Raw genomic sequence first — 12,785 nt, forward strand, 5'->3', positions numbered from 1 at the left:
GTTTTTTACATCCTAATTACCTTTCCTTTTCTATCTTGCATGCTAAACAAATATTGTAAAATGCACAGAGGCGGTTTCCTTAAAGTTTTCCTGGTTATATCGGCCATTACGCTGCTGATGGATTGGTACGTTTTTAACGGCCTGCGTACCCTTACCGCCGACTGGCAGAACCGCCCGGTAAGGCTTATCCTTATCTGGGGTTTCCTGCTGATATCGGTTGGGGTAACCGTAGTGTTTTTGGTAGGCTTAAATAGCCTGAGTAGTGCTAAAGGGATGACGCCTTTCCACGAGTGGATGCTAAGCTTGTTCCTTACCTTTTTTGTAACCAAACTGGTATTTGTAATAGTATTATCAGTGGGTGACCTGGGCCGATTTATAACCGGGATTGTACACGCCGTTACTAAGGATGGGAAAACGGGCGAACCCGTATTCCCATCACGCCGTAAATTCATCAGTGAGATAGCCATCCTGCTGGCTGCTATACCTTTTATCGCGTTTTTTTACGCCATGCTGCGCGGCAAGTACGATTACAAGGTACACCGCCAAACCATTTATTACGATGAACTGCCCGAAGCTTTCGATGGCTTTACCATCACCCAGTTATCTGATATCCATTCCGGTAGTTTTGATAACGTAAAAGCCTTGCAGCGCGGTATCGACCTGGCTAAAGCCCAAAAATCTGACCTGTTTGTTTTTACCGGCGATTTGGTGAACAATGCCGCCTGGGAAATTGAACAATATATAGACCGTTTTGGTGCGATAAAAGCGCCATTCGGCCAGTTCTCAATATTGGGCAACCACGATTATGGCGACTATATTTCATGGGAGAGTGAGCAAGCCAAGCACGATAACCTTGCCAAACTAAAACAACACCACGCCGAATTGGGCTACCGTTTACTACTTGATGAGAACGTAGTGCTTGAAAAAGGCGGACAAAAAATTGCCCTTGTCGGGGTAGAGAACTGGGGCGAAGGCTTCGTGCAAAAAGGCGACCTTGACCGTGCCCTTAAAGGCACTGATTTTAACGCCTTTAAGATCTTATTATCTCACGACCCCACCCACTGGGAAAAGAAAGTACGCTACCACCCGGTGGATGTACATTTAACCCTATCTGGCCATACCCATGGTGCGCAATTTGGTATAGAAGCCGCCGGCCTGAAATGGAGCCCGGTTAAATACCGCTACCTGGATTGGGCAGGCCTTATCAATAACAAAAACCGCTACCTGTACGTGAACCGTGGTTTCGGCTTCCTGGCATTCTCGGGCCGCCTCGGTATCTGGCCGGAAATTACAGTTATAACTTTGAAGAAGAAGCGTTCCGCTTAGTGGTTGGTAAGTAGTTGGGCGTCACCCGCGCGACATTGCGAGGTATGAAGCAATCTCTTTGCTATACAGAGCGGCTCTGCCTACGTAGAGATTGCTACGTACCTCGCAAATATGGACTTTTTTAAATCTTGTCTCTTACCTCTAAAAGTCCTGCTTCTCTAATTCAACCACTTCCCAAACTCGTAAAACTTTTTAATGCTGATGCCCACCTTGCTGCCAACGGGATGTTTGCGGCGGGCGTAATTGATAACGCGGAGGCTAACCTCTTCGCGTTCGATGATGAGTTCTTCGAAAAAGCCTTTGAAGAGCACTTGCTTTATCACCCATTTTGGCCCCATGCCTAATGCGGTTATGGTGATATGCTCGGAATATATGACCACCGTACCACGTTTGGATTTGATGCCGCAAACTTTTGCCTGTGCTGTGGTTAGTTCGCTGCAGCTGACTAAAATTTTGGCGGTATAAAGTAATTTAGGGTCGTGATAAAGCGTTTCGGGGGCGCCATATTCTACAATTTCGCCCTCTTTTATTACGATGAGTTCATCTGCCATCGAGAGCAATTCCGCAGGGTCATGCGATACCAATATCACGGTAACGCCCCATTCTTTTACGATCTGGCGGATATCGTGCTGCAGGCTTTCGCGGTAGGCAGCATCAACCTGGTTAAAGGGCTCGTCCAGCATCAGCACTTCAGGGCGGTTGATGAGGGCTTTGGCGATGGTGACCCTTTGCTTTTCGCCGCCGCTTAGTTTACCGAAGGGCTGGTCGCGCAGTTCGTATATACCCAGCAAGTTTAGCGCCTGGGTAGTTTTTTGAATCTTGTAATTGGCATCCTCGGTAGGCAGGCCGCGGCCCACGTTTTCCCACACGTTGGCTCCTATGTCCATATCGGTATTATCCTGGCTTACCATGGTAATGGCAACCTGCGCGGCCGTGAAATTGGTCGTACGTACGGGCAGGGGCTGGCCATGGAAGAACACATCGCCCGAATCGGGTTTCATAGCGCCGGATAGCAGTTTAAGCAGGCTGGTTTTACCGCTGCCGCTTTCGCCCACAATGGCGGTAATTTTACCTTTGGGTATAAAAACGGTGATATTATTAACCCCGGAAGATTTATCGCCAAAAAAGTTTTTAGTAACCGATATGGTTTCCAGTATTAGATCGTCGTTCATTATTATCCCGGGGCGTATGATTGTTAACTTATTTCAAACCTAATCTATAAAACGGTATCAGCCAAAAAAAAGTGGAAATCAAAAATCCTTGTCGGCATGATGGGTACGATAGTAAGGTAATTCCCAACTTAGCAAACAATTCGCCCCAAACCGGCATTCACATATAAAATCTATCATCATGAATAAAATCATCGGAATAGTACTTATTGTTATCGGCGCGGTAATGTTGATCTGGACGGGCTTTACGTACACCAAAAAAGAAAAAATTGTAGATGCCGGGCCTATCCAAATCTCGGCCGACAGGCAAAAAACCGTTAACTGGCCGCCATACATGGGCGGGATATTGTTAGTAGGCGGGATAGTTATTGTGGCCACTTCTAAAAAAGCCTAAACCTGCCGTATTTTAGCGGTAATGGAATTGAACTTTTTTGAAACCCCTGCCCATTTCCGCGACTGGCTGCAAAAGCACGCGGATAAAGAAACCGAACTGCTGGTTGGTTTTTACAAAGTGGATAGCGGTAAACCCAGCATCAACTGGTCATAATCAGTAGATGAAGCACTGTGTTTCGGCTGGATAGATGGCGTACGCAGGTCTGTAGATGCTAAGGCATACAGCATCCGTTTTACCCCGCGCAAACCTACCAGCATCTGGAGCGCGGTGAACATTAAAAAGGTAGCCGAGCTTACCGAAAAAGGTTTGATGCAACCTGCAGGAATTGCCGCTTACGGAAAACGCAAGGAAGAAAGATCGGCTATTTATAGTTTCGAGGTGGATGCCATGAAGCTAAAACCAGCCTACGAAAAGCAATTTAAAGCCAACAAAAAAGCCTGGAATTTTTTTGAAGCCCAGGCACCATGGTACAAGCGGCTAACCATCCATCGCATCATGAGTGCCAAGCAAGAAAAAACGCAATTGAGCCGTTTGCTAAATATTATTGCCGCGTGTGAAAGGGGAGAGGTGATTAGGTAGGGGTAATTGTTAGTATGGAATTGTCGAAGAATTAAGGCTACGCTAAAAAAATTTGTCATGCTGAACGTAGTGAAGCATCTATTCGCCGCCATGCAAATTGTTGTGCACCGTTCGCTAAAAGAGCCTTCGCTATCGCTCAGGATGACAGGATACAGTTCAATGATAAATAAAATACTGTCATCCCGGTTTGGTAGCTAACAAACCGGGCCCCACACCGTAAATATTAACCTGTCACAGCCCTATTTAGTGTGAGATGCCTCCCTCCGGCCGGTGGGGGGCACGACAGTTATCTTTAATATTATATCAGCCTGCCATTCTCGATAGCATCCTGCAAAACAGCGACTTTAAATTTTGGCTTGTAGCAATAACCCGCCAGTTTTTTAACCCACGGGCGCTGGTAACCAAACACCGATTTAAGCATCCGCACCCTTGCCGAGCCTTTTGGGTAGCCATATTTGTACCAGCTAAATTTTGAATTGTCGATGTTGAAATGTTCGGCAAACTCGGCCAGGAAAAGGTCTATTTCTATATCGTAAATATCAAGGTCGAGGTCTATACTGGTGTTGGGGTACAGCTGCGAGGTATCAAACCGGCTTACCTTGTACCGGTTACAGTAGTTGATGATAAAATCTTTTAACTGTGGTTGAATTTGGTCCATACGATCCCTTAATAGTTATCTAAAGGACACTGCTTTTTGGCCGGCGTTGCATCTTAAAAATAAGAAAATCGATTAAAAAAAACACTGTTGGATTTGTGGCCATATCTTACATCAAGAAAGAGTTTATTAATTGGTTGTGCTATAAAATTCTTAAAAGTTACTTTCCTATCTTTACTGCATAACATTAAATGCGATTTAACCAGATGTTAGAAACAACAAAGCCACCTGCAGAGATATTAAAAGCACTGGAAACAGCGCCAAACATTTACCTGGTATTATCTCCCGATCTGTACATCCTTACCGCCAGCGATCTTTATTTTAAGGCAACTGAAAGCACCCGCAAAGCTATAGTTGGTAAACATATTTTTGAAGCCTTTCCCGCTAATCCCGATCTGCCGGATGCTGATGGTGTGCAAAATATAAATGCATCGCTGCAGGAAGTATTGCGTACTAAAAAGCCGCATTACATGCGCATACAAAGGTATGATGTGCCTGATATAAGCAATCCCGGCGAATTTATACAGCGATACTGGGACCCAAGCCACACGCCGGTGTTGGACGATAACGGCAATATTTCTTACATTATCCAGCTTGCGGCTAACGTTACCGATAAGGTCCTTACCGAACAGGCCCTTGAAAAAAGCCGCTCGCAGGAGCAGGAATCATTAGCGCATGTAAAGGAACTTAACGAAGCCCTGATTTCTGCCAATAATCAACTACGGCAAACACAGGGCAACCTGCACACTTTAAATGCCGGGCTGGAAGAAATAGTGCACAGCCGCACAAAAGAACTGGCTATTAGCGAGGCCAAGTTTAAATCGTTGATCATGCAAAACCCCATAGCCATGCAGGTTTACCGGGGCGATGACATGACCTTCGAAATAAACAACGATGCCATGCTGCAGTTTTTGGGTAAAACGGCCGAAATTAATGGCAAAACCCTGTTTGAAGGTGTGCCCGAAATTATGGGCCAGCCCATAGTAGATAGCCTGTACCATGTTTACCATACCGGCGAACAGCTGGATATCACAGCAATACCTGTAATGATACACCGTAACGGGCAAGATGAACACGGCTATTATAATGTAAGCTACAGGGCGTTGTATTATGATAGTAAAATTACCGGTGTGTTGGGGATAGCGATAGATGTTACCGCCCAGGTTATTGCCCGCCAGGCGCTGGAGGAAAGCGAAGAAAAACTTAAAGTTGCCATTGCGACCGGCAGGATGGGCACCTGGAGTATCGAATTGGATACGATGCAGATAACGATGTCTGATTTTGTGAAGGACCTGTTGGGTATCCCTGCGGATGAGCCGGCTACAATGGCCAGGATAATGCAGGCCATTAACCTGGAATACCATACCGACATCAACAATGCGCTAAAAGATGCTGCCGATAACCATCAGGCAAGCGATATTGAATATGCCATCCGGAACTTACAAACTAACGAACAAAAGTGGGTGCGGGCTACCGGTAGGGTATTCCCGGGGTTGTACGGAAAGTCGGCCCAGTTTACGGGGATGTTTATAGATATTACCGAGCAGAAGAAGGACGAACAGCGAAAGAATGACTTTATAGGTATGGTAAGCCACGAATTAAAAACACCGCTTACATCACTTAAGGCATACCTGCAGGTTTTAGAAATTAAGGCGCAAAAAAACGACGATACGTTTGTGATGAATGCCCTTGTTAAATCTAACAACCAGGTAAATAAAATGACCACCATGATCAATGGTTTCCTGAATGTTTCGCGCCTGGAATCTGGCAAGATCCATATCAGCATACAGCGCTTTGATATGGCCGGCCTTGTTAAAGAGGTTGAAGATGAATCGATAGCGACCATTGCCAGCCACAAGGTGATATTTTCCCCCGTCGACGAGTTATTTGTAAATGCCGACCGCGATAAAATAGGACAGGTTATTAACAACCTGATCAGTAATGCGGTAAAATATTCGCCCCAGGGTAGTACTATCCATGTAGCATGCCAAGTGGCGGATAAACGCGCCCGTGTATGCGTTAAAGATGAAGGGATGGGGATCTCGGCAAAGGATATAGATAAATTATTTGATCGCTACTACCGGGTAAATAACAATACCAATATTTCCGGTTTTGGCATTGGCCTTTACCTGAGCGCCGAAATTATAAACCGCCACAAAGGCAAAATTTGGGCGAACAGCGAAATTGGCAAAGGGTCTACATTTTGCTTCAGCATCCCCTTTAATTAAGATACGTCTCTATAGTTAAACCAGCTTCTCTAACTTATACATTTCTACAGGCTGCCTCAAAATGCCGTTACGCTCGGTAATGTTCAGCGGGATAACTTCGCCGGTTTTGGCGTAGCCGCGGCGTTCGTACCATTCCAGCAGCTCGGTGCGGGTGGTAATAACCGTCATGGTGATGGTGTGGTAATTGATGCTTCGTGCATAATCTTCAGCGGTTTCTAAAAGTTTGCGGCCAAGTCCACCAGCTTGCAGGGTGGGCGATACGGTAAGCATGCCAAGGTAAAGTTTGTCGCTACGTTTTTGCAGGTAAACACAGCCGGTTATTTGGTTGTCCTCATTTGTGCTTTTTAGGATGATGGCTTTCGGGTCGTCCATCTGCTCAGTTAGGCCTTCTGCGTCTATGCGCTGCCCATCTATCAGGTTAGCCTCGGTGGTCCAACCTTTTTTGGAACTTTCGCCACGGTAGGCCGAATTGATCAACACAACAAGTTCGGGAGCATCAATAAGGGTAGCAGGAGTAATAGCCATGCGGCAAATTTATTAAATCGAAACAACAAAGAAAGTGTCATGGTGATCTTGTCGAACCATATTTGGAAGTATAGGTCTTCGATAGGCTCAAACTGATAAGCGTATTTTACAAATTCCTGTAATCTTCCCGCACGGGGCTAAACACATCTATCAACCGGCAATCGGTAATAGCCAGGCCGCTGTGCCTTACGTTTGACGGGATCACCGCGAACATGCCGTTATCCAAAACCTGCACCTCGCCATCAACCGTAAGCTGAAACTGCCCCTCCAGCACTAAAGACATTTGCTCGTGCACATGCTGATGATCGGGCACGCTATTGCCTGCCTTTACCGCTATAAAATTGATCGTATTGTTGGCAGTATGGATGAGTTTAGAGAAAAAGCCCGGGGCGATTTCTTTAGTGTCGATATCGGTAAATTGGCGGAAGTAAGTGGTATTCATAGGTGTTAAAATACAAAAAAGCGCCGAGTAAAACAGAAGAAAAATATTTCAATCAGTAAAATCGTACAAATCCCGGTATTATCCAACTATATACTTACTCCCGGGCAAGTACGATAATATCTTGATGCCGAGATACGTCACCAAAAACGTGCTGATTGCCAGAACGGGTATCACCAACACCACATCGTGCAGCCAATTATTAATGATGGGGAATAGCTGCACCAGCACTAAAATATGCGCAAGGTACATGCCATAAGTAAGCCCGGATACTTTAGCCATGAAGGTTTCTATCGGGGCACTTTTAAAGCTGATAACGCGAAATATCAGGAACATACCCGTTGCCATCATAGCCACGTTGATGGTTGGGAACGCCCATGACAACTCCAGTTCGGGTAGGTCTTTAGCGAATGGCAACTGGTGGTCAAATACCACGTGGGTGATGATGTAGCCTATCACCATTAACACTGCCCCAACTGCAAAGCCACCCCATTTAGAGATAGTAACATGCCCCTTAATGTAATTGCCCAGTAGCAGGTAGCCGATGTAGCCCGAAAAATAATACCCGCTATGGTATTTGTTCCAGAAGCACTCGCCCCAAACTTCGGGTGTGATGGTTTTGATGTAGGGGAAGCACAAGGTAATAACCCATATCAGCAAAAAGAATTGTTTAAACCGCTTGGATGCCGTTTGCACCCACGGCGAAAATATGGGGATGAACAGGTACACGCCAATAAACATATATACAAACCACAAATGCCCTGCGCTTGGCGCAAAGTTAATGGGAATGATGAACAGATCGTGCCACATCTGGTCGGGTTTGGTATTGCCCATCAGGAACGGTATTATGGCGTACATCACGCTCCAAAACAGAAAGGGGATAAGCAGGCGGCTAAACCTGCGCTTGTAAAACTGGCTGCCGGTTTCTTTAATAGGCAACAGCAAATAGCCCGAGATCATCACAAACAACGGCACGCACGACCTCATAAAACTGCCGTAATTATTTACCCAAACATGGTTGTAGCGCACTATACTATTATTGTCGCCGATGTAAAAAAACTCGCCCGAGTGTACCAGGAGTACCATAAGGCAGGCAAAAATTCTTAATACGTTAAGGTAGGCAGTTGGGCTGCTTTTAAAAACGGCAGGGGCTTGTATGGTGGGCATAGTTTATTGTATGGTGGCCTAATTTATATAAAACACGTGTAATTATGTACATATGTTAAAACTTAGCCCCAATTTAGGCGTTTTACAAATACATCGTATGTAGCTATGGCATTTATTGATTATTATAAGATACTGGGCATCAGCAAAACCGCTACTGATAAAGAGATCAAGAGCGCGTACCGCAAAATGGCCCGCAAACACCACCCCGACCTTAACCCCAACAACGCCGAGGCCGAAAAACAATTTAAGGAAGTTAATGAGGCCAACGAGGTATTAAGCGACCCTGAAAAACGAAAAAAGTATGATAAATATGGCGAGAACTGGCAACATGGCGAGGCTTATGAACAGCAATCGCGGCAGCAAAGCCAGCAACGTAACCCTGGCGGCGGCGGTGGCTTTGATTTCGGCGGTGGCGGCGGCGATTTCTCCGGGTTCTTTAATTCTATGTTTGGCGGCGGCCCTCCAGGGGGAGGTGGCGGCAGGCAGCAGGCTCGTTATCGCGGGCAGGATATGAATGCCAGCCTGAGCCTGGATCTGCGCGAGATACTGGAAAGTAAAAAGCAAACCATTACCGTTAACGGCAAAAACATCCGGCTTACCATTCCTGCGGGGATTGCCGACGGCCAAACTATAAAAATTGCAGGGCATGGCGGCGCAGGCAGCAATGGCGCACCAGCCGGCGACCTTTACCTTAAGTTCAACATCCCCGAGGATGCCGAGTTTAAACGGGTAGGTAGTGATTTGTACCGTAACATCAACCTTGACCTGTACACAGCCGTATTAGGGGGTGAAATTACTGCCGATACCCTAACGGGCAAAGTGAAGCTAAAAGTGGTACCCGGTACGCAAATAGGCACTAAGGTGAAGCTTAAAGGTAAGGGCGTACCTGTTTATAAAAAGGAAGGCCAGTTTGGCGATTTGTACCTTACCTACAACGTGCAACTGCCAACCAACCTAACCGATAAGCAAAAAGAGTTATTTGAAGAACTGGCTAAATCATAAACCATATGAGGACCGAAAATTTAATAACCGTAAACGATTTTTGTATGTACCACAATGTGGAATATACATTTGTAGACTATTTGGCTGACGCAGGGATGGTTAAAGTGACCACCGTTAATCAAACCAATTGCATCCCGCTGGACGAGATCCAAAAGTTAGAACAGCTGGTGCGCCTGCATAACGAGTTAGAAATTAACGAACCGGGCATTGCAACCATAAATAATTTGTTGCAAAAGTTGGAAGATATGGAACAGGAAATGAGTGTTTTACGCAGTAAACTGCGCCTTTACGAGGAGTAATCTTTTAAAAAGAGTGAATTTTTATTAAACCATGGTACAATTATAGTGTCATACATATAAATGAAACAATAATTGTATATAAAATTCACTACCATGAAAACACTTAAAATTTCAATATTAGCATTAGCATTAACCCTTGGCGCACAGCTTGCAAAAGCACAGGTAAGGGTAGGCATAGGCATCAATTTGGGCACACCGGTACGTTATGTAGAACGACCGGTAGTTTACGACGATTACGACGAACCGGTAGTTTACGACGAACCCATAGTTTACGAACGCCCGGTTGTTTACAATAGATATTATAGCCGCCCGGTGGTTTACCGCAGCCGTTATTATAGCCGCCCGGTTTACCGCAACGTAGTTTACCGCGGCGACTACGGTTGGAAAAAAGGTCACGGTGATGGTAATGGCTGGGGGCGCGAACATGGCGGTGGCAGAGGCCACGGCAAGCACTAAGCTTTAAAAGATATAATTTACAAAGCCCTTCGGTAACGAGGGGCTTTTTTTGTAATGGTTTATCTTCAACCCGTCATTGCTTCGTACCTTACAGCAATGACGCGAGTATAGGGCGGGGCTAATACTACTTTTTCAAAAAACCATTCAAAGCAGCCTGTGTAAACTCAGACAACACCAACTCACCGCTAATGGCGGCGCGTTCTATCAAAAGCTTATCCCAATCTTCGGTGCCTTCCCAAAGGATCTGTTTGAGGCCTATGAGGGCTTCGGGGTGGTAGGAGGCAAGTCGTTGGGTTAAGAGCGATAATGCTTCGTCTAATACTTTAGTGTTGGCATAAACCTCGTTATATAAACCCTTTTCCATAGCCCATTGCGCCGATTGAAAATCTACCGCGCGTATGGTTAACTGCGAAAATGCCGGTAAGCCTATTTTACGGATAACGGCGGGGGATATCACAAACGGGCCAATGCCTATAGCCAGTTCGCTTAATTTTATGGAGGCAGCTTCGGTAGCCAAACAATAATCGGCAGCGGCGGCAAGGCCTACGCCACCACCCACGGCTTTGCCCTGTACACGAGCTATGATGATCTTGGGCGATTTGCGGCAGGCGTTGATCACATTGGCAAATCCTGAAAAAAATTTGGCACCTGCTTCTTTATCTTTTATCTGCAGCAGTTCGTCAAAACTGGCGCCCGCGCAAAAGGTGCGTTCGCCGGCGCTTTGCAATACAATTATTTTAGTTTGCGGGTCGGCGCTTGCCTGGTTTATTTTGTCGGTTAGTTCCTGCAGTAAAAGCGCAGGGAGTGAGTTTTGAGCGGGGTGGTAAAAGCCAATGGTGGTTACGCCATCGGCGGCGGTATTGCTAATTACGTTTCCGTTAGTGCTATCGGTTATCATTCGGCTGATATAAATACGCGGTAATATCCGCAATTTTAACGGACCTGCAAATTATAGGCAATAAACAAATAGCTAAGGCCCTAAGCCAGTGGTAATTCAAAATAAAATATTGAGCCCTTGCCCGGTTCGCTATATACACCTATGGTGCCATTATGGTTGGTAATGATCTTGTGCGAGACATGAACTCTGTGCTACCGGTTTTAAAATTGGAATAGCCTGTATTCTTCTAATGCAGTACTGTGCCCAAGGTTTCCCCTATCGCTGCGGATGGTAGGGACATGGTTGCGGCTGCTACTCCCGCACCTATGATGGCATCTCGTCTTTTCATTTTAGTGATAGTTTTTACCAAAACTAATCTCCACTTGCCGGTAAGGCAAGTAGGTACTTTTTAGTGCCCTACTTACCAACACCATAGTTAAACTGATTATCAGGTATATAAAAAGAGAAATAAGCTCCTTCATCAAAAAGATCTATTTTCTTTTTACCCTGCAATATTTTATTTATAGCTTATGCAAATTTTGCCATAGTGGGAAGACTGTTCAATCTTGGTTAGTGCTTCCTTTACTTTCGCAAATTCAAATATGCCTCCGATGACCGGGTGTAAATTGGCGGCTTCAATTGCTTTATTCATCCTTACAAACATTTCTCTTGAGCCTACGTTTATGCCTTGCAACTTTATTTGCTTGGACATAATCTTTGCTGTATCCAAATTTCCCTTCAATCCGTTAATTAAACCTATTATCGAGATAGTTCCATCCAAAGCAATGGCATCGATGGATTTATTAATATTGTCGCCTCCCACTACTTCCACAATGTGATCTACACCTTTGCCATTGGTAATATTCGATACCTCATCCTGCCAGTTTTGAAGATGCTTATAGTTAATCAAATGCTGTACGCCCATTTGCCCGGCCATTTGCAGCTTGTCATCGCTCCCAGATAGTAGGATTACTTTTGCACCCGCCATTAATGCAAATTGAGTTGAAAATAAAGAAACACCTCCGGTTCCCTGGATAAGAACAGTATTGCCTGGCTCTATCTTACCCTTTTCCATTAAAGAATGCCAGGCAGTAAGTGCGGCGCAGGGTAGTGTGGCAGCCTCTTCATCGGTAAGAAATGCCGGGACTGTTACGACCTCGTTTTCATTCAAAACAACATATTCCTGTAGCAGGCCGTCTCTGACCCTCCCTCCCAAAGGATTAACTAGCTTTTCCATGGTCATTGGGCCATCTATCCAGTTTGGGAAAAAAAGCCCGGCAACTCGGTCGTTTAAATTTACTGCCGTCACGTTTTCCCCGACTTCAATAATGGTTCCGACACCATCAGAAACTGGTATCCTTCCAATAGGGGGCCTCCAGTCAGCTATTCCTTTAACTACCAAAAGATCCCTGTAATTTAAAGACACAGCATTAATTTTAATTAAAACTTGATTTGCCAAAATTATCGGCCGATCTGTTTCAACCAAACTTAAACTTGCAACGCTATATTCTTTTGTAATTTGATAAGTTTTCATACTCTAATGATTTGCCGTTTTAATAATAGACATAATTGGAATTATATGTCTATTATTAAAAATTATCCCCTAATTTGTACAGACAAATGTATCTGTAAAATAAGCTTGGGTATCATGTTTTGCCCATTATGAGTT

General features: G+C 45.1%; 15 protein-coding genes. 7 read left to right on the plus strand and 8 right to left on the minus strand.

Annotated features, from left to right (window positions below):
* Positions 1-60 precede the first annotated feature (60 nt).
* Positions 61-1,326, plus strand: coding sequence for a metallophosphoesterase (locus RHM67_RS07395; RefSeq protein ID WP_322231470.1), 1,266 nt, complete (start codon positions 61-63; stop codon positions 1,324-1,326).
* Between the two features lie 158 nt (positions 1,327-1,484).
* Here the strand turns inward: RHM67_RS07395 and RHM67_RS07400 are convergent, their stop codons facing one another.
* The gene (locus RHM67_RS07400; RefSeq protein WP_322231471.1) at positions 1,485-2,498 is read right to left on the minus strand and encodes an ABC transporter ATP-binding protein; all 1,014 of its coding nucleotides are present in this window, start codon (positions 2,496-2,498) and stop codon (positions 1,485-1,487) included.
* A 178-nt stretch (positions 2,499-2,676) separates the two neighbouring features.
* Between RHM67_RS07400 and RHM67_RS07405 the strand changes: the two genes are divergently transcribed.
* Positions 2,677-2,889, plus strand: coding sequence for a hypothetical protein (locus RHM67_RS07405; RefSeq protein WP_322231472.1), 213 nt, complete (start codon positions 2,677-2,679; stop codon positions 2,887-2,889).
* Between the two features lie 110 nt (positions 2,890-2,999).
* On the opposite strand, the gene RHM67_RS07410 is transcribed toward RHM67_RS07405, so the two are convergent.
* Complete coding sequence (locus RHM67_RS07410; protein WP_322231473.1) at positions 3,000-3,164, minus strand: hypothetical protein; 165 nt, start codon at positions 3,162-3,164, stop codon at positions 3,000-3,002.
* Between RHM67_RS07410 and RHM67_RS07415 the strand changes: the two genes are divergently transcribed.
* Positions 3,157-3,468 (plus strand): YdeI/OmpD-associated family protein, encoded by a 312-nt coding sequence (locus RHM67_RS07415; RefSeq protein ID WP_322231474.1) that lies wholly within the window; start codon positions 3,157-3,159, stop codon positions 3,466-3,468. The two genes, RHM67_RS07410 and RHM67_RS07415, sit on opposite strands and share 8 nt — an antisense overlap.
* Positions 3,469-3,766: 298 nt before the next feature.
* Here RHM67_RS07415 and RHM67_RS07420 read toward each other — a convergent pair whose 3' ends face one another.
* Complete coding sequence (locus RHM67_RS07420) at positions 3,767-4,126, minus strand: DUF1493 family protein (protein WP_322231475.1); 360 nt, start codon at positions 4,124-4,126, stop codon at positions 3,767-3,769.
* Positions 4,127-4,329: 203 nt separating this feature from the next.
* Between RHM67_RS07420 and RHM67_RS07425 the strand changes: the two genes are divergently transcribed.
* Positions 4,330-6,351, plus strand: coding sequence for an ATP-binding protein (locus RHM67_RS07425; protein ID WP_322231476.1), 2,022 nt, complete (start codon positions 4,330-4,332; stop codon positions 6,349-6,351).
* Between the two features lie 15 nt (positions 6,352-6,366).
* On the opposite strand, the gene RHM67_RS07430 is transcribed toward RHM67_RS07425, so the two are convergent.
* From RHM67_RS07430 to RHM67_RS07440, 3 genes are all read right to left on the minus strand, one after another.
* The gene (locus RHM67_RS07430; RefSeq protein ID WP_322231477.1) at positions 6,367-6,876 is read right to left on the minus strand and encodes a GNAT family N-acetyltransferase; all 510 of its coding nucleotides are present in this window, start codon (positions 6,874-6,876) and stop codon (positions 6,367-6,369) included.
* 106 nt (positions 6,877-6,982) lie between these two features.
* On the minus strand, positions 6,983-7,318 hold the full coding sequence (locus RHM67_RS07435; RefSeq protein ID WP_322231478.1) for a cupin domain-containing protein: 336 nt from the start codon (positions 7,316-7,318) through the stop codon (positions 6,983-6,985).
* 78 nt (positions 7,319-7,396) lie between these two features.
* Positions 7,397-8,482 carry an acyltransferase gene (locus RHM67_RS07440; RefSeq protein ID WP_322231479.1) on the minus strand — a complete coding sequence of 362 codons (1,086 nt, stop codon included), beginning with the start codon at positions 8,480-8,482 and terminating at the stop codon, positions 7,397-7,399.
* A 105-nt stretch (positions 8,483-8,587) separates the two neighbouring features.
* On the opposite strand from RHM67_RS07440, the gene RHM67_RS07445 reads away from it, so the two are divergent.
* The 3 genes from RHM67_RS07445 (at position 8,588) to RHM67_RS07455 (ending at position 10,239) form a co-directional block, all read left to right on the plus strand.
* Positions 8,588-9,484 carry a J domain-containing protein gene (locus RHM67_RS07445; protein ID WP_322231480.1) on the plus strand — a complete coding sequence of 299 codons (897 nt, stop codon included), beginning with the start codon at positions 8,588-8,590 and terminating at the stop codon, positions 9,482-9,484.
* 5 nt (positions 9,485-9,489) lie between these two features.
* Positions 9,490-9,783, plus strand: a complete 294-nt coding sequence (locus RHM67_RS07450) for a chaperone modulator CbpM (RefSeq protein WP_322231481.1) — start codon at positions 9,490-9,492, stop codon at positions 9,781-9,783.
* A gap of 93 nt (positions 9,784-9,876) precedes the next feature.
* Complete coding sequence (locus RHM67_RS07455; protein WP_322231482.1) at positions 9,877-10,239, plus strand: hypothetical protein; 363 nt, start codon at positions 9,877-9,879, stop codon at positions 10,237-10,239.
* A 124-nt stretch (positions 10,240-10,363) separates the two neighbouring features.
* Here RHM67_RS07455 and RHM67_RS07460 read toward each other — a convergent pair whose 3' ends face one another.
* Both RHM67_RS07460 and RHM67_RS07465 read right to left on the minus strand, forming a co-directional pair.
* On the minus strand, positions 10,364-11,137 hold the full coding sequence (locus RHM67_RS07460) for an enoyl-CoA hydratase/isomerase family protein (RefSeq protein WP_322231483.1): 774 nt from the start codon (positions 11,135-11,137) through the stop codon (positions 10,364-10,366).
* A gap of 496 nt (positions 11,138-11,633) precedes the next feature.
* Complete coding sequence (locus tag RHM67_RS07465) at positions 11,634-12,650, minus strand: NAD(P)-dependent alcohol dehydrogenase (protein ID WP_322231484.1); 1,017 nt, start codon at positions 12,648-12,650, stop codon at positions 11,634-11,636.
* Between the last annotated feature and the right edge of the window lie 135 nt (positions 12,651-12,785).

Origin of the sequence: Mucilaginibacter sp. 5C4 (assembly GCF_034345625.1) — a bacterium.
GTDB classification, from domain to species: Bacteria; Bacteroidota; Bacteroidia; order Sphingobacteriales; family Sphingobacteriaceae; genus Mucilaginibacter; species Mucilaginibacter aurantiaciroseus.

Coding starts and splice junctions, on each gene's coding strand:
- RHM67_RS07395 (WP_322231470.1), top strand. CDS start 61: ATGCACAGAGGCGGTTTCCTTAAAGTTTTCCTGGTTATATCGGCCATT.
- RHM67_RS07400 (WP_322231471.1), bottom strand. CDS start 2,498: ATGAACGACGATCTAATACTGGAAACCATATCGGTTACTAAAAACTTT.
- RHM67_RS07405 (WP_322231472.1), top strand. CDS start 2,677: ATGAATAAAATCATCGGAATAGTACTTATTGTTATCGGCGCGGTAATG.
- RHM67_RS07410 (WP_322231473.1), bottom strand. CDS start 3,164: ATGTTCACCGCGCTCCAGATGCTGGTAGGTTTGCGCGGGGTAAAACGG.
- RHM67_RS07420 (WP_322231475.1), bottom strand. CDS start 4,126: ATGGACCAAATTCAACCACAGTTAAAAGATTTTATCATCAACTACTGT.
- RHM67_RS07425 (WP_322231476.1), top strand. CDS start 4,330: ATGTTAGAAACAACAAAGCCACCTGCAGAGATATTAAAAGCACTGGAA.
- RHM67_RS07430 (WP_322231477.1), bottom strand. CDS start 6,876: ATGGCTATTACTCCTGCTACCCTTATTGATGCTCCCGAACTTGTTGTG.
- RHM67_RS07435 (WP_322231478.1), bottom strand. CDS start 7,318: ATGAATACCACTTACTTCCGCCAATTTACCGATATCGACACTAAAGAA.
- RHM67_RS07440 (WP_322231479.1), bottom strand. CDS start 8,482: ATGCCCACCATACAAGCCCCTGCCGTTTTTAAAAGCAGCCCAACTGCC.
- RHM67_RS07445 (WP_322231480.1), top strand. CDS start 8,588: ATGGCATTTATTGATTATTATAAGATACTGGGCATCAGCAAAACCGCT.
- RHM67_RS07450 (WP_322231481.1), top strand. CDS start 9,490: ATGAGGACCGAAAATTTAATAACCGTAAACGATTTTTGTATGTACCAC.
- RHM67_RS07455 (WP_322231482.1), top strand. CDS start 9,877: ATGAAAACACTTAAAATTTCAATATTAGCATTAGCATTAACCCTTGGC.
- RHM67_RS07460 (WP_322231483.1), bottom strand. CDS start 11,137: ATGATAACCGATAGCACTAACGGAAACGTAATTAGCAATACCGCCGCC.
- RHM67_RS07465 (WP_322231484.1), bottom strand. CDS start 12,650: ATGAAAACTTATCAAATTACAAAAGAATATAGCGTTGCAAGTTTAAGT.